26 protein-coding genes are annotated in these 25,796 nt (G+C 69.9%); 15 read left to right on the top strand and 11 right to left on the bottom strand.

The genetic code is table 11. The features are described 5' to 3' along the window. The coding region (locus E4O86_RS10770) for an SRPBCC family protein (RefSeq protein ID WP_161140544.1) at positions 1 to 527 on the bottom strand (527 nt) is incomplete at its 3' end. A gap of 226 nt (positions 528 to 753) precedes the next feature. Here E4O86_RS10770 and E4O86_RS10765 point away from each other — a divergent pair. Further along, the gene (locus E4O86_RS10765) at positions 754 to 1,647 is read left to right on the top strand and encodes a helix-turn-helix domain-containing protein (protein WP_161140543.1); all 894 of its coding nucleotides are present in this window, start codon (positions 754 to 756) and stop codon (positions 1,645 to 1,647) included. A gap of 100 nt (positions 1,648 to 1,747) precedes the next feature. On the opposite strand, the gene E4O86_RS10760 is transcribed toward E4O86_RS10765, so the two are convergent. Then, complete coding sequence (locus E4O86_RS10760; protein ID WP_161140542.1) at positions 1,748 to 2,779, bottom strand: Bug family tripartite tricarboxylate transporter substrate binding protein; 1,032 nt, start codon at positions 2,777 to 2,779, stop codon at positions 1,748 to 1,750. A 397-nt stretch (positions 2,780 to 3,176) separates the two neighbouring features. On the opposite strand from E4O86_RS10760, the gene E4O86_RS10755 reads away from it, so the two are divergent. The 3 genes from E4O86_RS10755 to E4O86_RS10745 are packed head-to-tail and all read left to right on the top strand — an operon-like array spanning position 3,177 to position 6,584. Further along, entirely contained in the window at positions 3,177 to 5,531 is a 2,355-nt protein-coding gene (locus E4O86_RS10755) for a xanthine dehydrogenase family protein molybdopterin-binding subunit (protein ID WP_161140541.1), read from the top strand. Between the two features lie 32 nt (positions 5,532 to 5,563). After that, positions 5,564 to 6,094, top strand: coding sequence for a permease (locus tag E4O86_RS10750; RefSeq protein ID WP_161140540.1), 531 nt, complete (start codon positions 5,564 to 5,566; stop codon positions 6,092 to 6,094). Continuing rightward, a complete protein-coding gene (locus E4O86_RS10745) occupies positions 6,087 to 6,584 on the top strand; it encodes a hypothetical protein (protein WP_161140539.1) in 498 nt (165 codons plus the stop codon). The genes E4O86_RS10750 and E4O86_RS10745 overlap by 8 nt, the downstream gene beginning before the upstream one ends. Positions 6,585 to 6,638: 54 nt before the next feature. Here the strand turns inward: E4O86_RS10745 and E4O86_RS10740 are convergent, their stop codons facing one another. Together E4O86_RS10740 and E4O86_RS10735 are read right to left on the bottom strand one after the other, a co-directional pair. Beyond that, entirely contained in the window at positions 6,639 to 7,628 is a 990-nt protein-coding gene (locus E4O86_RS10740; RefSeq protein ID WP_161140538.1) for an ABC transporter substrate-binding protein, read from the bottom strand. A gap of 59 nt (positions 7,629 to 7,687) precedes the next feature. Further along, on the bottom strand, positions 7,688 to 9,694 hold the full coding sequence (locus tag E4O86_RS10735) for a tripartite tricarboxylate transporter permease (protein ID WP_161140537.1): 2,007 nt from the start codon (positions 9,692 to 9,694) through the stop codon (positions 7,688 to 7,690). Between the two features lie 395 nt (positions 9,695 to 10,089). On the opposite strand from E4O86_RS10735, the gene E4O86_RS10730 reads away from it, so the two are divergent. After that, on the top strand, positions 10,090 to 11,241 hold the full coding sequence (locus E4O86_RS10730; protein ID WP_161140536.1) for a diacylglycerol/lipid kinase family protein: 1,152 nt from the start codon (positions 10,090 to 10,092) through the stop codon (positions 11,239 to 11,241). Further along, a complete protein-coding gene (locus E4O86_RS10725) occupies positions 11,238 to 12,011 on the top strand; it encodes a ferredoxin--NADP reductase (RefSeq protein ID WP_161140535.1) in 774 nt (257 codons plus the stop codon). The genes E4O86_RS10730 and E4O86_RS10725 overlap by 4 nt, the downstream gene beginning before the upstream one ends. Before the next feature lie 15 nt (positions 12,012 to 12,026). On the opposite strand, the gene E4O86_RS10720 is transcribed toward E4O86_RS10725, so the two are convergent. Then, complete coding sequence (locus E4O86_RS10720; protein WP_343039143.1) at positions 12,027 to 12,785, bottom strand: IclR family transcriptional regulator; 759 nt, start codon at positions 12,783 to 12,785, stop codon at positions 12,027 to 12,029. 263 nt (positions 12,786 to 13,048) lie between these two features. Between E4O86_RS10720 and gcl the strand changes: the two genes are divergently transcribed. The 6 genes from gcl (at position 13,049) to E4O86_RS10690 (ending at position 18,838) form a co-directional block, all read left to right on the top strand. Beyond that, positions 13,049 to 14,794, top strand: coding sequence for a glyoxylate carboligase (gene gcl / locus E4O86_RS10715; RefSeq protein ID WP_161140533.1), 1,746 nt, complete (start codon positions 13,049 to 13,051; stop codon positions 14,792 to 14,794). A 28-nt stretch (positions 14,795 to 14,822) separates the two neighbouring features. Next, a complete protein-coding gene (gene otnI, locus E4O86_RS10710) occupies positions 14,823 to 15,617 on the top strand; it encodes a 2-oxo-tetronate isomerase (protein ID WP_161140532.1) in 795 nt (264 codons plus the stop codon). A gap of 9 nt (positions 15,618 to 15,626) precedes the next feature. Next, the gene (gene glxR, locus E4O86_RS10705; protein ID WP_161140531.1) at positions 15,627 to 16,523 is read left to right on the top strand and encodes a 2-hydroxy-3-oxopropionate reductase; all 897 of its coding nucleotides are present in this window, start codon (positions 15,627 to 15,629) and stop codon (positions 16,521 to 16,523) included. Between the two features lie 98 nt (positions 16,524 to 16,621). Beyond that, a complete protein-coding gene (locus E4O86_RS10700; protein ID WP_161140530.1) occupies positions 16,622 to 17,395 on the top strand; it encodes a fumarylacetoacetate hydrolase family protein in 774 nt (257 codons plus the stop codon). Positions 17,396 to 17,506: 111 nt separating this feature from the next. Further along, the gene (locus E4O86_RS10695) at positions 17,507 to 17,971 is read left to right on the top strand and encodes a CBS domain-containing protein (protein ID WP_161140529.1); all 465 of its coding nucleotides are present in this window, start codon (positions 17,507 to 17,509) and stop codon (positions 17,969 to 17,971) included. A 174-nt stretch (positions 17,972 to 18,145) separates the two neighbouring features. Further along, positions 18,146 to 18,838, top strand: coding sequence for a CBS domain-containing protein (locus tag E4O86_RS10690; protein ID WP_161140528.1), 693 nt, complete (start codon positions 18,146 to 18,148; stop codon positions 18,836 to 18,838). Positions 18,839 to 18,866: 28 nt separating this feature from the next. On the opposite strand, the gene E4O86_RS10685 is transcribed toward E4O86_RS10690, so the two are convergent. The 6 genes from E4O86_RS10685 to E4O86_RS10660 all read right to left on the bottom strand — a co-directional run bounded on the left by E4O86_RS10685 (position 18,867) and on the right by E4O86_RS10660 (position 23,924). After that, a complete protein-coding gene (locus E4O86_RS10685) occupies positions 18,867 to 19,223 on the bottom strand; it encodes a metallopeptidase family protein (RefSeq protein WP_246206336.1) in 357 nt (118 codons plus the stop codon). A gap of 207 nt (positions 19,224 to 19,430) precedes the next feature. Then, positions 19,431 to 20,846 (bottom strand): 3-isopropylmalate dehydratase large subunit, encoded by a 1,416-nt coding sequence (gene leuC, locus E4O86_RS10680; protein WP_161140527.1) that lies wholly within the window; start codon positions 20,844 to 20,846, stop codon positions 19,431 to 19,433. A gap of 58 nt (positions 20,847 to 20,904) precedes the next feature. Next, positions 20,905 to 21,105: a hypothetical protein gene (locus E4O86_RS10675; RefSeq protein WP_161140526.1), complete on the bottom strand. Its 201-nt coding sequence runs from the start codon at positions 21,103 to 21,105 to the stop codon at positions 20,905 to 20,907. A 20-nt stretch (positions 21,106 to 21,125) separates the two neighbouring features. Next, positions 21,126 to 21,815 carry a carbonic anhydrase gene (locus E4O86_RS10670; protein WP_161140525.1) on the bottom strand — a complete coding sequence of 230 codons (690 nt, stop codon included), beginning with the start codon at positions 21,813 to 21,815 and terminating at the stop codon, positions 21,126 to 21,128. Positions 21,816 to 21,870: 55 nt separating this feature from the next. After that, positions 21,871 to 22,743, bottom strand: a complete 873-nt coding sequence (pdxY, locus tag E4O86_RS10665; protein WP_161140524.1) for a pyridoxal kinase — start codon at positions 22,741 to 22,743, stop codon at positions 21,871 to 21,873. After that, on the bottom strand, positions 22,743 to 23,924 hold the full coding sequence (locus E4O86_RS10660; protein WP_161140523.1) for an NAD(P)/FAD-dependent oxidoreductase: 1,182 nt from the start codon (positions 23,922 to 23,924) through the stop codon (positions 22,743 to 22,745). The genes pdxY and E4O86_RS10660 overlap by 1 nt, the downstream gene beginning before the upstream one ends. A 94-nt stretch (positions 23,925 to 24,018) precedes the next feature. Here E4O86_RS10660 and E4O86_RS10655 point away from each other — a divergent pair, with 94 nt between their 5' ends. From E4O86_RS10655 to E4O86_RS10645, 3 genes are all read left to right on the top strand, one after another. Next, the gene (locus E4O86_RS10655) at positions 24,019 to 24,897 is read left to right on the top strand and encodes an HpcH/HpaI aldolase/citrate lyase family protein (protein ID WP_161140522.1); all 879 of its coding nucleotides are present in this window, start codon (positions 24,019 to 24,021) and stop codon (positions 24,895 to 24,897) included. Further along, positions 24,894 to 25,112 carry a DUF1737 domain-containing protein gene (locus tag E4O86_RS10650; RefSeq protein WP_161140521.1) on the top strand — a complete coding sequence of 73 codons (219 nt, stop codon included), beginning with the start codon at positions 24,894 to 24,896 and terminating at the stop codon, positions 25,110 to 25,112. Before E4O86_RS10655 ends, E4O86_RS10650 begins: the two co-directional genes overlap by 4 nt. 130 nt (positions 25,113 to 25,242) lie before the next feature. Beyond that, the gene (locus E4O86_RS10645) at positions 25,243 to 25,776 is read left to right on the top strand and encodes a superoxide dismutase family protein (protein ID WP_161140520.1); all 534 of its coding nucleotides are present in this window, start codon (positions 25,243 to 25,245) and stop codon (positions 25,774 to 25,776) included. The last annotated feature ends 20 nt before the right edge of the window (positions 25,777 to 25,796 follow it).

The raw sequence follows: 25,796 nt of genomic DNA, 5'->3' as shown, positions 1-25,796 counted from the left end.
GCAGCCGCGCCGGGCGCGCCGCGCGCTGCGGGTGCCTCGGCGGGAGCCGCCGGACCCGCGGCGGCCGGCGCCGGTTCGCTCTCGATCTCGGCCTTGAGGTTCTTGGCGAATTGCCCGATCAGCTGCCCGGCGACGCTCTGGATCATGCCGACGCCGCGCCCGTACTGCGCCACGCCGCCGGAGAGGCTGAGATCCGTGTCGACATTGACGCGCGTGCCGGCCCCGCTCGGCTCCAGCCCGAAGGTCACCGTGGCGTTGGCGCCGCCGCGTCCCTTCGCATCCGAGCCCTGCGCCTTCACGCGCGCGGTCCGGCCGGCGGCGTCGACCGCCTCGAACTTGGCGGTCCCGACGAAGGTCAGCGCGACCGGCCCGAGGCGGACCGACACCCTGCCCCTGTAGGTCTCGGGATCGATCGTCTCCAGGAGTTCGGCGCCCGGCATGCAGGGCGCGATCCGCTCGATGTCCATGAGCACCGCCCAGGCCCGGTCCGGCGGAAGCGGTACGTCGAAACTGTTCTTGAGCTGCATTTGAAGGTCCTCGAGGCGGGTCCCGGCCGCGGACCGGGACGGCACGCCGATATGCACATTTTGGAGACACTAGCCAAAAAGTGAACACTTGGCCAGACGCGGCGCCGTCCAGCCCTCGTCACGTTCGCCACGCGGCATCGCGCGATCCCGCTTGACGGCGCGCGGGCCCGCATGAAAGCAGGATGAAGCAGGAACGCGGGTCGAGACCGGCGGGAGAGGAGGATTCATGGGCTTCCGGTATGACGAGATCGGCGACCGGCTGAAGGCGTTCCGGCTCGGCTCCGCGCTCAGCGCCGACGAGATCGCGCGCCGCATCGGCATTTCGCGGACGGCGCTCTACCGGCTCGAGAAGGGCGAACTCGTCAAGCTCGAGACGCTCGAGAAGCTGTCCGACCTCCTCGAGGTCTCCGTTCCGACCCTGCTCGGCGTCGGCATCGAGTGGATCCCCTCGGCGGTGAGCTATTTCGAGCGCACCCGGCAGGTGGAGGAGAAGGCCGAGCAGATCGTCGTGCTCGCCGGCCCGATCTCGTTCCTGCTCGCCTCCGACCGCTTCGAGCAGAGCCTCGAAATGGTGCTCAACGAGAGCATTCCGGAGGATGCGAGCGACCGGGCGCGCGCGCTCGCCGATATCGGCCAGATCATGGAGCTGCTGCGCGAGCGCAAGAGGGTCTACCGGCAGCGCAATCCGGGGATCGTGAACCTCATCTCGGCGATGGATATCGAGCGCTTCCTCCGGAACGGCTTCATCGGGCGCACCTTCCTGCCCGAGAAGGTGCTCGCCGAGCGCCGCGCGCTGGCGCGCGCCGAGGTGGAGCATTTCGCGTCCGTGATCGAGGACGAGCCGATGGGCGTCCAGATCGGCCTCGTCACCGGCACGCTGCCGCATACCGGCTTCCAGATCTTCCGGCAGCCGGACCGCAAGATCCTGACGATCAGCCCGTTCCGGCTCGGCGAGCAGCCGAACATCCGGCTCGGCGTCGCCATGCTGACCTCCGCGCCGGAGGCGCTCGCGCTCCACGAGCGCTCGGTGAAGGAGATGTGGCGGACCGCGCTCAAGGGACGCGCGGCCTCCGAATATCTCCGCGAGCTTCTCGCCTCGAACGGCAGGTCGGCACGGTAGGCCGGCAAGGCGCGTCCGGGCCCGCTTCCCCGGGCCGGACTGTGCGGGGAAACGGCAGTTTCGTGCGCGGAGGGACCGGCTCGCCGCCGGCCCGCAGGCGCTATCGCGCGGCCTCTCCGATCGCCGCGCGGGCATGGGCGAGCGTCTCCTTCGGCGTGGCGTAGAGGTCCGCCACGAGCTCGTCGAGCTCCTTGCCGGTGATCGGGCTGACCTCCAGACCGCGGGCCTCCGCCTCGGCCAGGAAGTCCGGGTCCTTCATGGTCGCCTCGAAGGCCTTGCGCAGCGCCTCGGCACGCTCGGGCGGCAGGCCGGGAGGTGCCGCATAGGGCCGCCCCATGACCTGGCGGCCGAGCACGAGCTTCAGCACCTGCTTCTGCTCGTCCGTCTGCGCGATGTTCATGACGTTCGGGACGTCCGGCAGGTCCTCGATCGGGTGCAGCGACATCTGGAGCAGGATGTTCAGCTTCTTGTCGCGCACCCAGTCGGCCTGCGCGGTCTTGATGACGTTCCAGGACCAGCCGCAGCGTCCGTCGACCTCGCCGCGCTCGATGGCGAGCGTCATCTCGTTGGTTCCGGGATAGCCGGTGACGAGCTCCATCGGCACGTCGAACAGGCTCTTCACGACGCTCGAGAAGATGTCCGGATCGGACCCCGAACCCTCGCCGGCCACCTTGAACGGCGTCTTCTGGGCGTCCTCCCAGGTCTTGACCGGGGAGGTGTGCCAGGTGACGCAGACGCTCTTCTCTTCCGCGATGCTGCCCAGCCAGGTGAACTTGGAAGGATCGAACTGGGTGCTGCTGGTCCCGATCAGCGGTTCCATGGCGAGCCCGCGCGCGAAGGTCCCGAACACGGTGCCGTCCTTCGGCGCCACGTTGAAGATGTAGTTCGCCGCCTTCAGGCTGCCGGCGCCCGGCATGTTCTGCGGAACGACGGTCGGGTTGCCCGGGATGTGCTTGCCCATGTGCTGCGCCAGCACGCGGGAATAGGTGTCGTAGCCGCCGCCGACGCTGTAGCCGATGATCAGGTTGACGGTCTTCCCCTTGTAGAAGTCTTCGACGGAGTCCGCCTTCGCCTGGCCCGCGAGCGGCACGGCCAAAGCGAGGAGCAGGCTCGAGGCGAGCCGAGTGAGCATTGCAGGTTTCCCTTCCTGTGTTCCCCGATTTCGGAGGCCTCATCCCGAGGGATGCCCCTGGCCCCGTTGCGCCAGTTCATCGCGCCAAAATTGGCAAGTCAACGCCATTCAGGAATTCGTATCATTTTTTGGAAGATCGCGCGGAATCTAGACACTCCACGCTGATGTCGCCCGCGCATCTCCCGGCCGGAGCGCCTGCGCTGGCTCCCGCCCGATGGCGCGGCGGGCCTCATCGGGCGAAAGAGGCAGGACGGACGCTGCCGGGAGCCAATCTGTACGAAAAACGGGATTCAGGCTTGATTTCTGAACCGCGCCCGATGTCAATGATGCGCTGCACTACGCACCGAATTGCCGCCCGGCAAGCGCCGGCGGCGCATCCGAGCCCCAGGTCGCCCGCATGAAGCACGTCGAGTATCCGGCTCCCCCGCCAGCGCGCGAGCGCCGCGTGATCGGTCACGGCGTGACGCGGATCGAGGACCGCCCGCTCGTCACCGGACAGGGCGCGTTCGCGGGCGACATCAATTTCCCGCGGCAGATCCATATGCGCGTCGTCAGATCCGCTCACGCCCACGGCCGGATCCTCGGCATCGACGCGGAGGCCGCGCGCGACACGCCGGGCGTGGTGGCCGTCTGGACGCATGACGACATCGCGGACCTGCCGCCGATCGACTTCCGGGACCCGACCGCCGAGGTGCTGAAGCCCTATCGCCAGCCGGTGCTCGCCGCGGGGCGCGTCCGCTATGTCGGCGATCCCGTCGCCGCCGTCTTCGCCGAGGACCCTTACCTGGCCGAGGACGCAGCCGAGCGCGTCGCCGTCGACGTCGAGCCGCTCGACGTGGTGGTCGACGCGGCCGGCGCGACCGGCTGGTTCGGGGACGGGCTCGGCAGCGAGCCGATCGTCGTCGACTACAGCTACGGAGACATCGCGGCGGCGTTCGCGGCGGCGGCCGAGATCGTCGAGCTGGACCTCGCGATCGGCCGGCATTCCGGCGTCCCGATGGAGACCCGCGGCGCCATCGGGCGCTACGATGCGCGCAACGACATCCTCGAGCTCTTCGGCGCCGCCAAGGTGCCGCACCGGAACCGGGAAACGCTGGTCCGAATGCTGAAGCGGCCCCCGGCCTCCATCCATCTGCACGAGGGCAATGTCGGCGGCGGGTTCGGAATCCGCGGCGAGCTCTATCCGGAGGACGTGCTCGTGCTGGTGGCGGCGATGCGCCTCGGCCGCCCCGTGAAGTGGATCGAGGACCGCCGCGAACACATGATGGCGGCGAACCAGTCGCGCCAGCAGCGCCACGTCGTGCGCGCCGCCGTCGACGCGTCGGGCCGCCTTCTCGGCCTCGACGCCGTGATCTACCACGACCAGGGGGCCTATGTGCGCACCCACGCGGCGCGCGTGGTGGGGCGGACGATGAGCATGCTGCCGGGACCCTACCGGATCCCGGCCTACCGCGCGTCGGGCCGGTACCGGCTCACCAACAAGACTCCGGCCGCCACCTACCGCGCCCCCGGCCGCTACGAGGGCACCTTCGTGCGCGAGCGCCTGATGGATGCGGTAGCCGAGCGGCTCGGCATCGACCGGGTCGAGATCCGGCGCCGGAACCTCATTCCGGGCGAGGCGATGCCCTGCACCATCGCGTTCGACCAGCCGGGGGCCGAGGCGCTTGCGCTCGATTCCGGGGATTATCCCGCGCTCTTGGAAGCAGGGTTGCGGCGGTTCGGATGGGACGAGCTCCAGGCGGAGATCCGCGGCCGCCGCGAAGCCGGCGAGGCGGTCGGCCTCGGCGTCGCCACGTTCCTCGAGGAGAGCGGCCGCGGCCCCGCGGACGGCGCCCGCGTCAGCGTCGACACCAGCGGCACGGTCGAGGTGCTGACCGGCGGCGCCTCGGTCGGCCAGGGCTTCGCCACCATCATGGCCCAGATCGCCGCCGAGGCGCTCGGCGTCGCGTACGGCCGGATCCGGGTCATCCACGGCCAGACCGACCGGATACCGTACGGCATCGGTGCCCATGCCGCGCGCGCCACGGTGCTGACCGGAAATGCGGTGCATGTCGCGGCGACGAACCTCCGCCGCAAGGCGCTCGAGGTCGCCGCGGAGATCCTGCAGACGCCGGCCGATCTCCTCGCGATCGTCGACGGGACGATCCGCCGGAACGACGTGCCGGCCGGCCCCTCCATCTCGCTCGGCGACCTCGCGCGCCGGATGGCGCCCGGATCGGAGGTGCTGGGCGATCGCGATCCCGGCCTCTCCGCGGAAGGTTGGTTCAACACGGACGAGACGGTCTTCCCATACGGCGCGCATTTCGCCGTCGTCCGCGTCGACCGCGACACCGGGCAGGCGGTGGTCGAGCGTTTCCTCATCGCCTACGACGTCGGCCGCGCGATCAACCCGCTCCTCGTCGAGGGGCAACTCGTCGGCGCCTGCGTCCAGGGGCTCGGCGGCGCCCTCCTCGAGGAGTTCACCTATTCCGAGACCGGCGAGCCGCTGGCGGTGACCTTCGCGGATTACCTGATCCCGACCGCGTCCGAGGTGCCGCCGATCGACTGCCTCATCGCCGAGGACGCGCCGAGCCCGCGCAACCCGCTCGGGGTGAAGGGTGCGGGGGAAGGCGGCATCAATGCGGTCGGCGCGGTGGTCGCGAGCGCGATCGACGATGCGCTCGGCATCCCGGGCGCGGTGACCCGGCTGCCGGTCACGCCGCGCCGCGTCCGGGAGATCCTGCGGGCGCAGGCCGGCGGGGCGCCGGGTTGAAGCCGGCCGTGCTCCGTCGGTAGGGGCGCCGCATGGTGAGCTGGTCGGCGCTCTTCTTCCTGCTGCTGGCAATTGCCGCCGGCTTTGCCTGCCTCAAGGTCGGCGGGCCCGAGCTCCTGGAATCGAGCGCCGTCGACGCCGTCTGGCAGCTCCTCGACTTCGTGCCCGAGCTGACGATGGGGCTCCTCATCGCGGGCTTCAGCTCGGTCCTGCTGCCGCGGGAGAGGATCGCGCGTGCGCTCGGCGGCCAGTCGGGATTCCGGGGCATCCTGCTCGCCACCGCCATCGGCTCGTTCATGCCGGGCGGTCCGTTCGCCTCCTTCCCGCTCGTCTTCGCGCTGAGCCAGGCCGGCGCCGACATCGGCGCGCTGATCGCGTTCCTCGTTGCCTGGGCGACGATCGGCATCAACCGTCTCGTGGTCTGGGAAATCCCGCTGATGGGGATGAAGTTCGGCATTCTCCGGCTCGCCTGCAGCATCCCCCTGCCGATCCTGGCGGGTCTCCTCGCGCGCTGGCTCACCGTGCGGTTTCCCCTGCTGAGGGTGGAGCGGACCGATGATTGAGCCCGCGAGCCTCCTCCTCTTCGCCCTCACGATCGTGCTCGGCACGCTCGTCCTGCTGAAGCGGCGCGAGCGGCTCGGCGACGCGCTCCGGCTGGCCGGCCGCCAGGGCGGACGGATGCTGATCCCGCTCTGCCTGGCGGTCTTCGTGGGCTCGGCCCTCGCCCGTCTGGTGCCGACCGAATCGATCGGCGCCCTGATCGGCGCGGAGAGCGGCTGGCGCGGGATCGCGGCCGCGTCCCTGATCGGCGCCTTCGTGCCGGGCGGCCCGATGGCGGCCTTCCCGATCGCCCTGCTGGTCTGGCGCATGGGCGCCGGCCAGGCCCAGCTCGTCACCTTCCTGGCGGCCTGGTCGATCTTCGCCGTGCACCGCGTCGTCTCCTACGAGCTGCCGCTCCTCGGCGGCCGCTTCGTGGTCGTGCGGCTCTGCTCGTCATGGTTCCTGCCCCCGGTCGCCGGGGTGCTCGCCTCGATCTGGCTCGCCCTGACATGAGCCGGGACGTGAGCCGGGATGCGGGACGGCCGGGCCCGTCTCCGCCGGACGCGATCAGATCCGGAACTCGTCGCCGCGCTTTCGCCCCTGGGTGACCGGAACGAAGAGGTCGTCGGGGGACATCGGCCGGCGGATGAGCCCCTGCTCGTAGGAATAGCCGGCGAGGGTCGCGAGCGCATGCCGGTTGCGGTCGGTCAGCCCGTATTCCCAGGGATCGGGGCCGAGCACCTCCTGCTGCTCCTCCCAGGCCTCGCGGTACCAGGCGAGCGGGACGATGCGCGGATTCTCCATGCGCTTCATGGCGATCGCCTTCGCCTCGTTGAACGCGTTGAACATGTTCACGGCGACCCAGGGATACCGCTCGAGGACTTCGTTCTTGATGCCGAGCACATGCATGATCGGGAAGATCCCGGTCTTCCCGAAATAGCGGATCTCCTCGGCCTTGTAGTCCGGGAACAGGCGCGCGACGCGCGGGTCCTTGCTGACGAGCGGCTTGATGAGGCTCGAATGGATGAGCGCGTCGAGCTCGCCATCGGCGAGCATCGCCTCGACCGACCTGTCGTGCGGCAGCCGCGTCGTCCTCAGATCCGGCGGCGGCGTGAAATCGACGTCCTCGTCGAGCTCGGTGACCCATTCGATGGACCGGTGCGGCACGCCGTATTCGTGCTCGAGGATGCCGCGCATCCAGTGCCCGGCCGTGACGAGGAAGGATTTCAGGCCGACCTTCCTGCCGATCAGGTCGGTCGGCCTGGTGATGCCCTTCGTGGTGTTGATGTAGACGAAGCCGTGCCGGAAGCGCCGGTGCAGGAAGACCGGGAGGGCGTTGATCGGATAGCCGTTGTCGCGCGCGACGATGTAGGAGGAGGCCGAGGTCTCCGCCATGTCGAAGTCGCGGTTTCGCAGGAAGCGCCAGTGCCGCGTCGTGGAATCCATGCCGGTCAGCACCGTGAGCTCGATGCCGTCCGGCTGGACGATCCCCTCCTTCAGGGGACGCACGATCTCGTAGTCGCCGCAGGCGAGCGTCAGCTGAATCTTCTTCGACATTTCGGTCCGTCCTGGTGGTCGTGGGCAGCTCTTGCGGGCGGGGCGGGCGCCTCCGGGCCTCAGACGAGGCCCGTTGCGAAGCGCAGCGCGGGGAACTGGTCCCCGAGATAGGATTGCGGCCAGGGAACGTTGAAGACGTAGCCGAAGCAGATCCAGATGAAGGCGACGGTGATCACCGTCACGCCGACCGAATAGGCCCAGCTCTGCCTGAATTCGAAGCGGCTCTGGGCGAGCACGAGGACGAACAGCGCCGGCAGCAGCCCGACCAGCGCGGCGAGCACGAGGAAGCCGCCGAACCAGAGGAAGAACCGGAGCGGCCTGTTGGCGACGATCCAGGCGGCCGCGCGGCGGGGCGCGCTCATGCCGGCGGCCGTGTCCGGCTCCGCCGCGCGCGGCGCGAAGAGCTCCACCACGAGCGTCGCCAGCGCGAAGAAGAGGGCGGCCGAGCCGGCGATCTGGGGAACGATCCTCGCCGCGTGCGGCCAGGCCGTGGAGGTCCAGAGCGCCGCGGCGATCACGGCGATCACGGCGAGCGTGAAGAGCGCCTGTGCGCTCACCTGGAAGTGGCGGACGTGGCTTTTGCGGAGGTCGCGGATGGTGGCGCCGAGATGCGTCTTCAGCGGTCCGTAGATGACGTAGGCGGATGCGAGGAACACCGCCAGGACGACCGGGCGGAGCACCCATTCCCAGCCATAGGCCTGCGTGGAGATGAAGAAATAGCGCTCGAAGAGGGCGCCCAGCACGAAGCCGAGCATCATCGGCGGCCGCGGCCAGCCGTTCTCCTTCATGCACCAGCCGACGAGCCCGAAGATGGCGAGGGAATAGAGGTCGCCCCAGCTCGCCGAGCCCTGATAGGCGCTGATCACGATGAAGGCGATGACGAGCGGCACGAGCTTGCCGGCGCGCACGGTCGACAGGCGCGCGAAGAGCCCGCTTGCGGAGAGGCAGATGAGGGTGCCGATGACGTTGGCGAGCGTGAGGCTCCAGACGATCGAATAGGTGAGGTCGAGATGCTTGCCGAGCATTTCGGGGCCGGGCACCAGGCCGTGCAGCAGGAACGCGCTGAGGAGCACGGCCATGCCGGCCCCGCCCGGCACGCCGAAGGCGATGGTGGGCAGGAGCGCGCCGCCCTCCTTCGCGCTGTTGGCGGCTTCCGGCGCGATCACGCCCCTGATGTCGCCCTTGCCGAAGCTCTCGGCATTCTTCGAGAAGCGCTGCGCCTGGCCGTAGACGATCCAGTCGATGGAGGCGGAGCCGATGCCGGGGACGGCGCCGAGGAAGGTTCCGACCCAGGAGGAGCGCAGCACCAGCCCCATGTTGCGGCGCACCTCGCGGAGCCCCTCATATTGCGCCCGGAGGCGGAAATCCGGCTTGGCGCCGTCGCGCACGACCGAGCCGCGGGAGACGAAGAGCTCGATCATCTCCGGAACGGCGAAGAGCCCGAGGGTGAACGGGACGAGCGGCAGGTGGTCCCACAGGTAGAAGCTGCCGAAGGTCCAGCGCATGGTGCCGGTCTGCGGGGTGAAGCCGATCATCGCGATCATCAGCCCGATCGCGGCGCCCGCCAGGCCCTTCAGGGGCGCCTTTCCGCTCAGCGTGCCCACCATCGAGAGCCCGAACACGGCGAAGGAGAGGAGCTCCGGCGAGGCGAGGAAGAGGACGAGCGGCCGGATGATCGGGATGCAGAGGGCGAGCAGCACCGCGCCGAAGAGGCCGCCAAAGAGCGCGGCCGAATAGCCGGCGCCGAGCGCCTGCCCGGCGCGCCCGAGCTTGGCGAGGGCATGGCCGTCCATCACCGTCGCGGAGGCGCCGACCGTTCCCGGCACGCCGAACAGGATGGCGGGGATGAGGTCGGAGGTGGTCGTCACGGCGTGCATGCCGACGAGGAGGGCGAGCGCGGCATAGGGATCCATGCCGTAGGTGAACGGGATGAGGATCGCGAGCCCGATCACCCCGCCGAGCCCCGGTATGACCCCGATCACCAGGCCGATGAGCACGCCCCCGACGAGCGCCACCATGCGGTAGGGATCGAGCACGATGGCGAGCGCGTGACCCAGCATATCCATCCGTCACTCCCCACAGCGATCGGAGATGTTCAATTTCTGGCCACGAGAGCGGACGAAGCGCTTGGAAGGTGGTCGAGCCGGAATCCGCGCATGCCGCGAATGCCGCCGCATGCCCCGCCACGGCCTCGGAAAGCTCATCATGACAAGAGCTTACCCCTGGTTCCCCTCCCCGGAGTCCTGAGGGCGAAGCTCACGCGACAAGCTTTGCCCGGGCGGGGAGGCATGTCAACCGACTGTTCAAAAAAACGTACAAATCCCGCATCCGGCACGGCGGCCGGCAGAAGGGCCGGCAGAAGGGCCAAGAGGGCGGCCGGGGGACGGACGCCGCGCGGGCGCGCGTCCCGGGGTGCGCGAACCGGTCGCTGGTCGCCGGGCGTGGACCCCAGGAACTCCGAATGCGGATTTCTTCTTTTCCTGGAATGGACGTCCGATCGGTCGCTTTGGTCGTGAACGAGAAGGCCGGCGCGACGGCCGGAATTTCCCGCCGCGACCTCGCTGCCTTGTTCCGGGAGGCCGGCTTCGCCCCGCGCATCATGGAAGGCGCCGACGCGGCCGAGTGCCTGGCGGCGGCGCGGAGTGCCGGCGCGGACGCGATCGCCGTGCTCGGCGGCGACGGCACCGTGAGCCATGCCGCGCAGGCCCTCGCCGGGACGGGGATTCCGCTCGCGATCCTCCCGGGCGGCACGGCCAATCTGCTTGCGCGCGACATCGGCATGCCGCTCGACCTCGCGTCGGCGGTGGCAGCACTCGCCGCCGCCGTCCCGCTCGCCATCGATCTCGGCGAGGTGAACGGCCGCATCTTCGTCAGCAAGTGCACGATCGGGCTCGCCGCGACCTTCTCCGAGATCCGGCGCAGGCTGAAGGCGAGGATCGGCGCCAGGAGCTGGGCCGGCCTCGCGGCCGCCTTCCTGCTGCTGTTCCGGCGGGCGCCCCGGCTCCGCGTGCGGGTCAATGTGGACGGCGCGTGCGAGGAAGTGCGGGTCCGCTTCCTGGCCGTCCTCAACAACGAATATGACGAGGGGCTCGGCCGGATGTTCCGGCGCTCGCGGCTCGATGGCGGCCATCTGACCCTCTATACGGTGCGCCATATCGGCCCGCTCGGCTTCCTGCGGCTGGCGGCCCGCATGGCCGTCGGGCACTGGAAGAAGAGCCGCTATCTCCGCTATCGCCGGGCGGAGAAGGTCGAAATCGAGAGCCGGCGCCCGCTCCTCCACGTCACCATCGACGGCGATCTCTGCCGCCTCGCGCCGCCGCTCCGTTTCAGCGTCCGCAAGCGGTCGCTGGTGCTGATGGTGCCGCAGGGCCGTTCGCGGCGGCAGCCGGGCGCGCGCACGGCGAAGGCGGCCGGGACGAAGGAACGCGCGGCGGCTAGCGGGTCGGATTGGCGGAAGTCCGCCGGCTTCCTACCTGTGCCGTGCACAATTGACAGGTCGATATTCTGGTCCTACCGTATGACGGTACTCCTACCATACGGGCCTGACCTGAATCGGTCCGATCCAGAGCGCCCCGCCCGATGGCGCGGGGCTTCGTCGAGGACAGGACCATGAGCAACCTTCAGCACGAGACCGTGCTCGACGTCCGGCATTGGACGGATTCGCTGTTCAGCTTCAGGACCACGCGCGACCAGTCGTTCCGCTTCCGCAGCGGCCAGTTCACCATGATCGGCATCGAGATCGAGGGAAGGCCGCTGCTCCGGGCCTATTCCATGGCGAGCGCGCACCACGAGGAGACGCTCGAATTCTTCTCGATCAAGGTGCAGGACGGCCCGCTCACCTCCCGGCTCCAGCATCTGCGCGAGGGCGACGCCATCCTCGTCGGGCGCAAGCCGACCGGCACGCTGGTCTACGACAATCTCCTGCCCGGGAGCGCGCTCTGGCTGCTGTCGACCGGGACCGGGCTCGCGCCGTTTCTCTCGATCATCAAGGACCCCGAGACCTACGAGCGGTTCGAACGCGTGGTGCTCGTCCACGGCGTCCGCCACATCGCCGAGCTCGCCTACCAGGATCTGATCACGCGCGACCTTCCCGAGCACGAATTCATCGGCGAGGAGATCCGGGAGAAGCTCGTCTATTATCCGACGGTGACCCGCGAGCCCTACCGCAACCGCGGCCGCATCACCGACCTTGTCACGTCAGGCCGCCTGTTCGACGATCTCGCGACGCCGGCCTTCGACGAGGCGCGCGACCGGATCATGCTCTGCGGCAGCCCGGACATGCTCGCCGACATGCGCGGCCACCTGCTCGGGATCGGCTTCTCGGAAGGGAGCCAGGCCGAGCCCGGCCATTTCGTGGTCGAGAAGGCGTTCGTGGAACGCTGACCCGCGCCGGCCGGACTAGCTGTCCGCCGGTTCCCGGCCCGAATAGAGCGTGGTGAGGCGCGCCGCCGTCTCGCGCGCGACCGCGCCCAGGCTCTCGATCCGCTCTGCCGGCATCCGCACCGAGGGTGCCGAGATCGAGACCGCGCCGACCGGCTCGCCCCACTCGTCGAGGATGGCGGCGGCGACGCAGCGCATGCCCGGCGTGTGCTCCTCGTCGTCGATCGCGTAGCCGCGGGAGGTGGTCTCGGCGAGCCGCTTCATCAGCTTCTTGCGGCTGTGCGCGGTGTTGGGCGTGAAGGTCTCGAGCTCCAGCCGCTCCACGAGCTGCGCCTGGCGCTCCGGCGAGGAGGCGGCGAGCACCGCCTTGCCGGCGGCGGAGGCGTGGAAGGGCAGGCGGCGGCCGAGCCGGAAGAAGGCCCGCACGGCGGCGTGGCTCTCGGCCTGGGCGACGCAGACGATCTCGTCGCCGTCGACCACGGTCACGTTCACGGTTTCGTCGACCGCCTCCAGCACCTCGCGGATGATCGGGCGCGCTATCTCCGGCAGCTTGCGGATCCTGAGATAGGCGGAGCCCAGCCGGAACAGGCCGACCCCGACCATCCAGAGCCCGGTCGCCGGGTCGTGGCTCGCGAGCCCGCGGTTCTGCAGCGTCGCGAGCAGCCGGTGCACGGTCGAGACGGGGTAGCCGGTGCGCCGCGCGATCTCGCTGAGGCTGACGCCGTCCGCTGCTGCCACGGCCTCAAGGATGGAGATCGCCCGGTCGAGCGACTGCACCTCGGAAGCCGGCTCGCCGCCGGCCGACGCTGGGCGGCCCCGCCGCGGCCTCTGAACTGCCTGATCCTGCATGCGCTCCCTATACACCGCCGGAGCGCGGACGCTCCATCCGCATTCCGTCTGCGACATTTTCGAAGAGCGAGATAAGAACCCACTTGACGGAAAACATTTGATGGGATCAATTTCCATCAGACAGTAAATGAGACGAATTTCCACGATGCGGCCAAGTCGCGGGGCGGATCGTCTCCGGAGGAGGAACGGACATGGCTCGCATGACGGCGATGGAAGCGGCGATCCGCGTGCTGGAGAGCGAAGGCGTCGAGACGGCCTTCGGGATTCCCGGGGCGGCGATCCTGCCGTTCTACGATGCGCTTCGCGGCAGCTCGATCCGGCACTATGTCGTGCGCCACGAGGAGGGCGGCACGCATGCGGCGGAGGGCTACAGCCGCGCCGCGCCGGGCCGGATCGGCGTCTGCGTCGGAACCTCCGGTCCGGCCGGAACCAACATGGTGACGGGCCTCTATTCGGCCTTCGCCGATTCGGTGCCGATCCTGTGCATCACCGGCCAGGCGCCGCGCGCCAAGCTCCACAAGGAGGATTTCCAGGCGATCGACGTCGCCGCGATCACCGCGCCGGTGACCAAGTGGTCGGTCTGCGTGATGGAGGGCGCCCAGGTCCCCTGGGTGTTCCGCAAGGCGTTCCAGCTGATGCGCTCGGGCCGGCCCGGCCCCGTCCACATCGACCTGCCGATCGACGTCCAGAAGGAGATGATCGAATACGACCCGGAGGCGGACGGGCCGCTCGCCGTCGACCGGCCGAGCCCGAACGGCAATGCGGTCGCCCGCCTCTTCGACATGCTCGCCGAGGCCGAGCGGCCGGTGATCGTCGCGGGCGGCGGGGTCGTCCTCGCCGAGGCGTCCGAACTCCTCGTGGAATTTGCCGAGCTGACCGGCACGCCCGTGGTGCCGACCCTGATGGGCTGGGGGACGATCCCGGACGACCATCCGCTCAATGCCGGCATGGTCGGCCTGCAGACGCAGCACCGCTACGGCAACGCGAACTTCCTCAGGAGCGACCTCGTCATCGGAATCGGGAACCGCTGGGCGAACCGGCACACCGGCACCACCGAGATCTACCGCGGCGACCGCAAGTTCGTGCATGTCGACGTCGAGCCGACGCAGATCGGCCGCGTCTTCTGCCCGGATCTCGGCATCGTCGCGGATGCGCGGCTCGCGCTCGAGGCGTTCGTCGCCGAGGCGCGCCGCCGTGCGCTCCCCGACCGCGGCGGCTGGGCGGCCGAGTGCCGCGAGCGCAAGAGGACGATGCTCCGCCGCACCGATTTCGACGACAAGCCGATCAAGCCGCAGCGCGTGTTCCAGGAGATCAACAGGACCTTCGACGGCGATACCCGCTTCGTCACCGCGATCGGCCTCTACCAGATCGCCTCGGGCCAGTTTCAGAAGATCCAGAAGCCCCGCAACTACATCATCTGCGGGCAGGCCGGGCCGCTCGGCTGGGAGATCTCGGCCTCGACCGGCGCGAAGCTCGCCGATCCGTCGGCGGAGGTCGTGGCCGTGGTCGGCGACTATTCCTTCCAGTTCCTGATCGAGGAACTGGCCGTCGCCGCGCAGTACAACATCCCCTTCGTGATGGTGGTCCTCAACAACGCCTATCTCGGGCTGATCCGCCAGGCGGAGCGCGGCTATGGCATGGACTACGAGGTCCAGCTCTCGTTCCGCAACATCAACGCGCCCGAGATCGGCGAGTATGGTGTCGACCACGTCCGCGCCGTGGAGGCGTTCGGCTGCATCGGCGCGCGCGTCTTCAACCCGGAGGACATCGCTCCGACTCTGGAATGGGCGCGGCGGGAGGCGGCGGAGCGGCGGGTGCCGGTCGTGGTCGACATCATCACGGAGCGCGTCACGAACATCGCGATGGGCACCGAGATCGACAAGGTCGTCGAGTTCGAGGAGGTCGTGGACCTTCCGGCGCTCGAGCCGGCGGAGTAGGAACGGCGCCAGCACAGAGGAGGGAACGATGCCGCGCTTCTCGGCCAATCTGACGATGCTCTTTAACGAGGTGCCGTTCCTCGACCGCTTCGAGGCGGCCGCCCAGGCCGGCTTCCGCGGGGTCGAGTTCCTGTTCCCGTACGATTTCGCGGCCGACGAGATCGCCGCGCGCCTGCAGCGCCATTCGCTCGCGCTGGCGCTCCACAACCTCCCGGCCGGCGACTGGCCCGGCGGGGAGCGCGGCATCGCCTGCATTCCCGGCCGCGAGGCGGAGTTCCGCCAGGGCGTCGAGACGGCCATCGCCTATGCCAGGGCGCTCCATTGCCCGCAGCTCAACTGCCTCGCCGGCATCGCGCCGTCGGGCACCGATCCGCAGCTGGTCCGCTCGGTCTTCGTGGACAATCTGCGCTATGCCGCCGGGCGGCTCGCGGAAGAGGGGCTCAGGCTCCTGACCGAGCCGATCAACACCCGCGACATTCCGGGCTTCTTCCTGACCACCACCCGGCAGGCCCGCGAGATCCTGAATCTCGTCGGCAGCGACAATCTCTACATCCAGTACGACGCCTACCACATGCAGGTCATGGAAGGCGATCTCGCGCGGACGATCGAAGCCAATCTCGACCGGATCGCGCATATCCAGATCGCCGACAATCCGGGCCGGCACGAGCCGGGGACCGGCGAGATCAACTTCGATTTCCTCTTCCGCCACCTCGACGCGATCGGATATCCGGGCTGGGTCGGGTGCGAATACAAGCCGGCCGGCAGGACCCGCGACGGCCTGGGCTGGATGGGGCCCGTGCAGCAGCAACGCGCCGTCGCCTAGGGAAACGTCATGGATCTGGGTTTCATCGGACTGGGCGTCATGGGCCGGCCCATGGCCGGCCATCTCATCGCCGCCGGGCACGATCTCTACCTTCATTCCCGCAGCGGCGTGCCCCAGGACCTCGCCGGCACCTGCAGGGAGGCCTGCGCAACGCAGCGCGACGTGGCCGCCCGCGCCGAGATCGTGTTCCTGATGGTGCCCGACACGGCCGATGTCGAGGCGGTGCTCTTCGGCGCGGACGGGGTCGCGGCCGGCCTCTCGCCCGGCAAGGTCGTCGTCGACATGAGCTCGATCTCGCCGATCGAGACGAAGGCGTTCGCCCGCCGGATCGAGGCGCTCGGCTGCTCCTATCTCGACGCCCCGGTCTCCGGCGGCGAGGTCGGCGCGAAGGCGGCGAGCCTCACCATCATGGTGGGGGGTCCGGAGGAGGCCTTCGCCAGGGTCGAGCCCCTCTTCCGCCTGATGGGCAAGAACATCACCCATGTGGGCGGCAACGGCGACGGGCAGACCACCAAGGTCGCGAACCAGATCATCGTCGCGCTGACGATCGAGGCGGTGTCCGAGGCGCTCGTCTTCGCCGCCAAGGCCGGCGCCGATCCGTCCAAGGTGCGCCAGGCGCTGATGGGCGGCTTCGCCTCCTCGCGCATCCTCGAGGTGCATGGCGAGCGCATGATCAAGCGGACCTTCGCGCCGGGTTTCCGCATCGAGCTCCACCAGAAGGACCTGAACCTCGCGCTGCAGGGGGCGAAGGCCCTCAAGATGGCGCTGCCCAACACCGCCACCTGCCAGGAGCTCTTCAATGTCTGCGCGGCGCATGGCGGCGGCGGCTCCGACCATTCGGCGCTGGTGCAGGCGCTCGAGATGATGGCGGACCACGCCGTCGGCGCGGCGTCCGGCGGCGACTGACCGCCTCGCTACAAGTCGATCGTCGAGACCGGGATCGTGGCGCGGCCCCGGCGGGCCGCGAAGGCCGCGCTCGTCCCGCGGGCAGGAAAGGACGCGGAATGGCGCACTGGCTTCGCTTCGAGAAGGACGGCGGTTCCGGGTTCGGAACGCTCGCGGACGGCGCGATCGCCGTTCACGACGGCTCGATGTTCGACGACCCGCGCCCGACGGGCGAAAGGCTGCCGCTCGAAGCCGTCCGCCTGCGCACGCCCTGCGATCCCGGCAAGATCATCGCGCTCTGGAACAACTTCCATGCCCTCTCCGCGAAGCTCGGCGTCGGGATGCCCGCGGACCCGCTCTACCTCCTGAAGGCGCCGACGAGCGCCCTTGCCCCGGGCGAGACCATCCGCCGGCCGGCCGCCTATGCCGGAAGGATCGCCTATGAGGGCGAGCTCGGGATCGTGATCGGCCGCCGGTGCCGGGATGCGGCGCCGGCGGAGGCGGCCGCGGCGATCTTCGGCTACACCTGCGTGAACGACGTAACGGCGGCCGACCTGATCGGCAGGGATCCCCATTTCCCGCAATGGGCCCGGGCCAAGAGCTTCGACGGGTTCGGCCCGTTCGGTCCGGTGATCGCGACCGGGCTCGATCCGTCCGGCCTCGTCGTCCGGACGCTCCTCGACGGCGAGGAACGGCAGAACTATCCGATCGGCGACATGATCTTCCCGGCCGCCGAGCTGGTGCGGCGGCTCTCGCAGGACATGTCGCTCGAGCCGGGCGACCTCGTCTGCTGCGGGACCTCGATCGGGATCGGGAGCATGAAGGGGCCGACGAACCGGATCGAGGTCTCGATCGACGGAATCGGAACGCTGTCGAACACCTTCCTGTCCTAGCGACGTTTCCGCAATGCAAAAACGAATCCCGTTGACAGACTGGCATTATGTATACCACCATCCTTCCACCGGACCGGAGACGGTTCGGATCTGACCTCAAGGGAGGATGAGATGCGCGTCGAGCAGATCCTGCGGAAGAAGGGGACGAAGGTCGTCACGGTCCGCATGAACGAGAGCTTGCAGACCGCCGCGCAGCTGATGCGGCGCGAGAATATCGGTGCGGTCGTCGTGAAGGATGTCTGCGGCACCGAGGGGGAGGTCGTGGTCGGCATGCTCTCGGAGCGCGACATTCTGCGCGCCGTTGCCGATCGCGGCGCGTCCGCGCTCGCGCTGCCGGCCTCGGTCTTCATGTCGCGGCCGGTCATCTCCTGCGGTCCCGGGGATACGCTGGATGCCGTCCAGGCCCTGATGGACGAGCACCACATCCGTCACGTCCCGGTGCTCGACGAGCACACGCTGATCGGCGTCCTCTCGATCCGCGACGTGCTTGGCGCCGAGCTCGGCGGCGCCCGAGAGACCGTGCCACTCTCGTCCTGGCGGAGCGTCCGGGTCTCGACGCTCGGCGCCAGTTCGTAGCATGGCGGCAGGCCGGGCCCCGGCCGCCGCCGTCATTGACTCGTCCGGCCGCGGTTCGCACTATCCCGGACCGATGCCGGGCGGCGCGGGGCACCGCGCCGAGGCAACAGAGAACAAGCGGATCGCCGCAAGGCTCGTCCTGCCGCAGATCCGCGGAAGTGGGAAGGAAAGGTCGTGAAAGCCAGGAGCGTGATGACCAGCCCGGTCATCTCCGTCGGCCCGGACACGCCGATTTCTGAAATCGCCGCCCTTCTGATCGAACGCCGGATCAGCGGCGTGCCGGTCGTGGATGGCGGCGGCCGCCTCGTCGGGATCGTGAGCGAGGGCGACCTCCTCCGCCGCGCCGAGATCGCCACCGAACCGCGCCGCCCGCACTGGCTCGAGCTGCTGACCGACCGCTCGATCCAGGCCGCCGATTTCGTCAGGTCGCACGGCCTCACGGCCGCCGATGTCATGACGCGCGACGTCGTCACGGCGGACCCCGAGACCGACCTCGCGCAAATCGCGGAAACGCTGGAGCGGCGCTGCATCAAGCGGGTCCCGATCGTCGAGAACGGCACCCCGGTCGGCATCGTGAGCCGCGCGAACCTTCTGCACGGGCTGGTCGCCGGGCGTCACGCTCCGGTGGCCGGCGGGGTCTCGGACGATGCGATCCGGGACGCCCTCAACGAGGAGCTCCGCGACGAGGGCTGGATCGATCTCACGCGCATGAACATCGTCGTTACCGACGGCGTCGTCCATCTCTGGGGGATCGTGAAGTCGGATGAGCAGGCGCGCGCACTCGAAGTCGCCGCCCGCAACGTCGCGGGCGTCCAGCGCGTCGAGAACCATCTGGCGCCCGACCTCTTCACGAACGATTCCGGCTGATCGCGCCGGCCGGCGACGGCGGGGCCGCTCAGTCGGCCTCTTCCTCGATCTCCTCCATGTCGTCGTCCGAAAGGCCGAAATGGTGGCCGATCTCGTGGATCAGGACGTGCTCGATGATCGCCTCGATGCGCTCGTCGTGCTCCTCCCAATAAGCGAGGATCGGCCGGCGGTAGAGCCAGATGCGGTTCGGCATCGCGCCGGTGAAGGGCGTCGAGGAGCCGTGCGCGAGCCCGACCCCCTCGAAGAGGCCCATCAGGTCGAGCGGGTCGTCGAGCCCGAGATCCTCCAGCGCGTCGCGGTCGGGCAGCTCGGCGACCCGGATCTCGATCTCGCCGGTCAGCGCGCGGAACTCGGGCGGCAGCCGGCCGTAGGCGGCCGCCGCCATGCGCTCGAAGTCCTCGATGGAGGGAAGGCGGTACGGGGGAAGGCCGGGTCGCCGGCCGGATGCGTGCGACATGCCGGAAAGATAGGCGGCGGCGCGCACGGGCGGAAGCGTCTGCGTTCCGCGTTTCGCGCCGCTCCGGCCGTGGCCCGAAGTAGGACGGGCGGAGCCGTGCAGCCCCGCCCGCCCGTCAAGATCGGGTGCCGACGGTCAGGCCGTGCGGCCCCATTCCCTGACGTCGACGAAGCGCCCGGCCACCGCCGCGGCGGCCGCCATTGCCGGCGAGACGAGATGGGTGCGGCCCTTGTAGCCCTGGCGGCCCTCGAAATTCCGGTTCGAGGTCGAGGCGCAGCGCTCCTCGGGGGCGAGCTTGTCGGCGTTCATCGCGAGGCACATCGAGCAGCCCGGCTCGCGCCAGTCGAAGCCGGCCGCCCGGAACACCTTGTCGAGGCCCTCGGCCTCGGCCTGCGCCTTGACCAGCCCCGAGCCCGGCACGACCATCGCGCGGACCCGCTCGCTGACCCGGCGGCCCTCGACGATCTTCGCCGCGGCGCGCAGGTCCTCGATCCGTCCATTGGTGCACGATCCGATGAAGACGCGGTCGAGCGCGATGTCGGTCATGCGGGTCCCGGGGGTCAGGCCCATATATTTGAGCGCCCGCCATTTCGACGCCCGCTTCGTCTCGTCCGGGATCCGGTCGGGGTCGGGCACGAGGCCGGTCACGGCGACCACGTCCTCCGGGGAGGAGCCCCAGCTCACGATCGGCGGCAGGTTCGCGGCGTCGAGCCGCACCTCGCGGTCGAAATGGGCGCCTTCGTCCGAGGGGAGCCGCTCCCAATAGGCCCGGGCCATGTCCCATGCCTTGCCCTTCGGCGCGCGCGGACGGTCCTTGATATAGGCGTAGGTCGTCTCGTCGGGCGCCACCATGCCGGCGCGGGCGCCGCCCTCGATCGACATGTTGCAGAGCGTCATCCTGCCTTCCATCGAGAGCGAACGGATCGCCTCGCCGGCATATTCGATGACGTGGCCGGTGCCGCCGCCGGTGCCGATCTCGCCGATGATGGCGAGGATGATGTCCTTCGCGGTGACGCCGTCCGGCAGCGTGCCGTCGACGAGCACGCGCATGTTCTTCGCCTTCTTCTGGATGAGCGTCTGCGTGGCGAGCACGTGCTCCACCTCGCTCGTGCCGATCCCGTAGGCGAGCGCGCCGAAGGCGCCGTGCGTGGAGGTGTGGCTGTCGCCGCAGACGATCGTCATGCCCGGCAGCGTGAAGCCCTGCTCCGGGCCGATGATGTGGACGATGCCCTGCCGGATGTCCCGCTCGCTGTAATATTCGATCCCGAACTCGCGGGCGTTTTCGGCGAGCGTCTCCACCTGCAGGCGAGATTCCGGATCGGCGATGCCCTCGCTGCGGTCGGAGGTCGGCACGTTGTGGTCGACGACGGCGAGGGTCCGCTCCGGCGCATGCACCGGGCGGTGCGCCATGCGCAGGCCCTCGAAGGCCTGCGGGCTCGTCACCTCGTGGACGAGGTGGCGGTCGATATAGAGGAGGGCGGTGCCGTCCGGCTGCTGGTCGACGACGTGGTCGGCCCAGATCTTGTCGTAGAGGGTTTTCGGTTCGCTCATGGTCGTGTCTCGGAAATGCGTTGGTTCGGCGGCTCTTGCCGGCGCGTCGCGGCGCCGGTCACGCGGGCGTAATGAGCGAACCGTCGGCCGCGTGGAGGCGCGCGAAGAACCGCCAGGGCAGGCGCGCATGGTCGCAGATCGCGGCGAATCCGAGCGTCGTCCGCGCGCGCGCGGGCAGCGGCGCAACGAGGCTCGGGCCCATCCTGGTGTCGGCGATCGACGGCATGGCGGCTATATAACAGCGGCGCGCCGCGTTCACAATCGGCGCCGGGCCGGCGCTCAGCCGGCCATCGGCGCTTCTGCGGGACCGGCCTCCGCCTCGTCGCCGAACCCGTCGGGCCGTGCGAAGTCGCCCGTCGCGGAATCCATGACCCAGAGCTCGCCGGTGCTGATGTCGAACCAGGCCCCGTGCAGCGCGAGCCGGCCGCTGCCTTCCATCGCCGCGATGTCGGGGAAGGTCCTGAGATTGGCGATCGAGTGCCGGACGGAGATGCGCTCGAGCGCGGTCTCGCGCTCGGCGGCGGTCATCAGCGTGGTGCCGGAGAGCGTCTGCGTGGCGGGAGCGAGCAGGCTCACCCACTTGCCGATGAAATCGCCCTGCGAGAGCGGCTCAGGGCTCGCCTCGAGCGCCGCCTTGATGCCGCCGCAGCGGCCGTGGCCGAGCACCACGATATGGCCGACCTTCAGCACCTTGGTGGCAAATTCGAGGGCGGCGCTGGTGCCGTGGTACTCGCCGTCCGGCTCGTAGGGCGGCACCAGATTCGCGACGTTGCGGACGACGAAGAGCTCGCCCGGCCCGGCGTCGAAGATCGTCTCGGGAGCGGCGCGCGAATCGCAGCAGCCGATCACCATCACCGAGGGGCGCTGGCCCGTCTCCGCGAGGAGGCGATAGCGGGTGCGTTCGGCCTCGAGCCGTCCGGTCAGGAAGTTGCGGTAGCCTTCGAGGAGATGCGGCGGAAACTTGATCATGGCGGGTCCGGTTTGCGCCGTTCCGCGCCGCGACGCAACGCCGTAGCACGCGAATTCAGACGAGCGGCCGCGGCTTGAGGCTCGGTCGCGGCGCGAACCGCCGGATCGCGACCGGCGCCCGCGGCTGCACGAGCGCCGTCTGGAACTCGGCGAGCATCATCTCGTCGCCGCCCGCACGCGCGGTTGCCGCCACCACCTCGAACACGCTGGCGGCCGCCATTTCGAGCGCCTTGACGATGCCGCGCCCCTCCAGGAGCCGCGCGAGCAGGAGGGCGGCGAGGAGGTCGCCGGTGCCCTTCACCGCGGTCTCCACCGCCCTGTGCTCCGCCAGAACGGCGTCGCCCTCGGTCGACAGCAGGTTGCCGATATGGCCGCGCATCAGCGCCGGCACGGACGTGACGACCACGTTCGGGCAAGGCAGAAGCGCCGCGAGGGTGGCCGCATCTCCGGTCCGCCCGGGCTCGCCGGCGAGCCAGGCGCATTCGAAGGCGTTGGGCGTCGCGACGTCGGCGAGCGGCAGGAGACGGTCGCGCACCGCCGCCGCGACGCTGTCGTCGACATAGAGCCTGCCGGAATCGCCGATGACGGGATCGCAGACGAAGAGCGCGCCGGGACTGGCCTCCTTGAGGGCGCTGACGAGCCGCGCCACGGCCTCGACCTGGCCGGCATCCGCGAAATAGCCGCTCACCAGCCCCCCGACGGCGGGAAACCGGTCGGCGGCGCCGAGCGCGTCGAGCATCGCCGCGAAGGTGTCGCGGGCGATCGCCGTGCGCGGTCCCGGGCCGCGGCCGGGGTGGTGCGCGAGGAGCACGGTCGGCACCGACCACACCTCGTGGCCGAGCCGCTCGAGCGCGAAGGCCATGGCGCGGTTGCCGACGCTCCCGCGCGCCACATGGCTCGATATCGCAACGACCGGCGGACGCGGCATCAGATCACGGCCGCCTCGATCACCGGGCGGCCGGCGGCGATCCGTCCGAAGCCGAACAGGCCGAGGTCGATCGAGCGGTAGCTCCCGAACCGGATGAGTTCGGCCACGGCACGCCCGACGCCCGGCGCGTGCTGCAGCCCGTGCCCGGAAAAGCCGTTGGCGTAGAAGAGGTTCGCGATCTCAGGGTCGGGCCCGACAACGGCGTTCTGGTCGAGCGTGTTGAAATCGTAGTGGCCGGCCCAGGCATTCCTCACCTTCAGCGTCTCGAAGGCCGGGATCCGGCTGGCGAGCGCCGGCCAGAGGCGCTCCTCGAACATCGCGTGGTCGGGCTCGAAATCCTCCGGATCGGCCGCCGCGTCCTCCGCCTCGGGCGGCGAATATCCGGTGATGAAGCCGCGCCCCTCGGGACGTATCCAGACGCCCGACGGGTCGGCCACGAGCGGCATTCCCTCCGGCGCGGCCGGGCAGTCGACCACGAAGACGGAGCGCTTGCGCGGCTCGACCGGGAGCGTGCGGCCGGCGAGCGCGGCGAGCGCGCCCGCCGCCGTGCCGGCGGCGTTGACGAGGAGGCCGCATCCGACGATCTCCCCGCCGCCGAGCCGGACGGCGGCGATGCGGCCGCCGGCGGTCTCGATGCCGGCGATCCGGTCCGTGACGGCAGCGGCGCCGGCGGCGCGCGCGCCGTGCCGAAGACAGCCGAGGAGCGTCGCCGCATCGAACCAGCCTTCTCCGGCAAGGCCCAGAGAGCCGGCGCCGAGGCCAGCCGCCGCGAGCCAGGGGAACCGGCGACCGAGCGCTTCGCGGTCGAGAAGCATGACCTCCGCACCTTCGGCCCGCTGGATCGCGTGGTTGGCGGCGAGCGTCGGCGCGCCCTCCGGCGTCGCGAGGATCAGATAGCCGCCTTCGCGCAGCTGAGGGTCGAATTCGGGGCCGTGCTCCGCCGGGAGCCCTTTCAGGAATTCCAGCCCGAAGCGGGAGAGCCTGATGTTCTCCGGCGTCGAGAATTGCTGCCGGATGGAGGCGGCGGAGAGCATGCTCGCCGCGCGGCGGAAGGTCGGGTCCGGCTCCACGAGCGCCACGGTTCCGGGAAAGCCGAGCTCGCGCTTCAGAAAGTAGGCGACGGCCGACCCGACCGCGCCGCCTCCCGCGATCACGACGTCGAAGGTCCTGTCATATGCCATTCCGCCAGCTCCGCCCGGACGGCGCCGCCGTCCCGCTCGCGCGAATCGAGGCCCGATCCTTGCACGCCGAAGGGCCTCCCGCTAAAGCCCGGATATGACGAAATTCCGCCCGCGCCGATCCGTGCTCTATGTCCCGGCCGACAAGCCTCGCGCGATCGAGAAGGCGCGGACGCTCGCCGCCGACGCGATCATCCTCGACCTCGAGGATGCGGTCCTGCCCGAGACCAAGGCCGAAACCCGCGAGGCGCTCCGGGTGGCGGTCGCCTCGCTCAAGGGCGAGCGCGAGGTCATCGTGCGGGTGAACGGGCTTGAGACCGACTTCGCGACCGAGGACATGCTCGCCGCGGTCGGCGCCGGCGCCGACGCGATCCTCGTTCCGAAGATCACCGGCGCCGCCGACGTCCGGACCGCTGCCGCGGCGCTTGCGGATGCCGATTCCTCAGCCCGCCTCTGGGTCATGATGGAGACGCCGAAGGCGCTCCTTTCGGTCGCCGAGATCGCGGCCGCGGCGGAGGATTCCGCGGTTCCGCTCGACTGCCTGGTCCTCGGCACCAACGACATCGTCCTGGAGACGCGGGTCGCGGCGCGGCGCGACCGGGCGCCGCTGGTCCCGTGGCTCTCCGACGTGGTGCTCGCGGCGCGCGCCTTCGGCCTCGACGTCATCGACGGCGTCCTCAACGACTTCCGCGACGCCGCGCGCCTCGAGGAGGAATGCCGGCAGGCGCGCGATCTCGGCATGGACGGCAAGAGCGTCATCCATCCCTCCCAGATCGAGACCGCGAACCGCATCTTCACGCCCGGAGAGGCCGAAATCGCCGAGGCACGCGCCATCGTGGAGGCTTTCGCCAGGCCCGAGAATGCCGGCCGCGGCGTCATCGCCGTCGACGGGCAGATGGTCGAGCGGCTCCATCTCGGCCAGGCCGAGCGGCTTCTGGGCTTCGCGGAGGCCTTCGCGCGGCGGGGCGCCGCATGAGGCTCTATCGCCTTCTGACCGGACCGGACGATGCCGCCTTCTGCAAGAAGGTGTCGGAGGCGCTCAACAAAGGCTGGCGGCTCGAAGGCTCGCCGGCGCTGACCTTCGATCCCGTCCAGGGCCGCGTCATCGGCGCCCAGGCGGTGGTCAAGGACGTTCCCGGCGAATGGGACGATTCCATGAAGGGCGACGACTTCAAGCTCGGCCAGCAATAGCCGTCCGCAGCCGCTCCCTGCCGGCTTCCCCCCGCCCGCTGCCCTTGCCGTTCCGGGAACGCGGTCCATCCTTCCCCGGGCGCCGCGCCGTCGCGCGGATCAGCAACCTGAGTCAGGGAGGCACAAGAACATGATCCTGAGGATCTCGCTCGCGGCCGCGGCGGCCGCTCTCCTCGTGTCGCAGCCGGCGGCCGCCCAGCAGGGCGGCGCGGCGGAGGCGCTGGTCGCCAAGGCGGCCATGAAGGATGCCGACGGCAAGGACCACGGCACGGTGACCCTCACGCAGACGCCGTCGGGCGTGCTCGTCCACGCCGAGCTCACCGGCCTCACCCCCGGGCCGCACGGGTTCCACTTCCATGCGGTCGGCGAGTGCACGCCTCCCTTCCAGTCGGCCGGCGGCCACTACAATCCCGACGAGGCGAAGCACGGCTTCGTGAGCGAGGACGGCCCGCATGCCGGCGACATGCCGAACATCTTCGCCGACGGATCGGGCAATGCGACCGCCGACGTCCTCACGGCCTTCGTGTCGCTCGACGAGAACGACGAGAACTCGCTCTTCGACGAGGACGGCACCGCGATCATGGTCCATTCGGGGCCGGACGACTATCGGACCGATCCGGCAGGCGGATCGGGGAACAGGATGCTCTGCGGCCTCGTGGAATAAAAGATACCAGCGGCTGGCGC

The sequence above is a fragment of the Propylenella binzhouense genome (genome assembly GCF_009866965.1).
GTDB classification, from domain to species: domain Bacteria; phylum Pseudomonadota; class Alphaproteobacteria; order Rhizobiales; family Afifellaceae; genus Propylenella; species Propylenella binzhouense.
The sequence above is the reverse complement of the archived record's forward strand: the minus strand, read 5'-3'. Positions and strand labels throughout refer to the sequence as shown.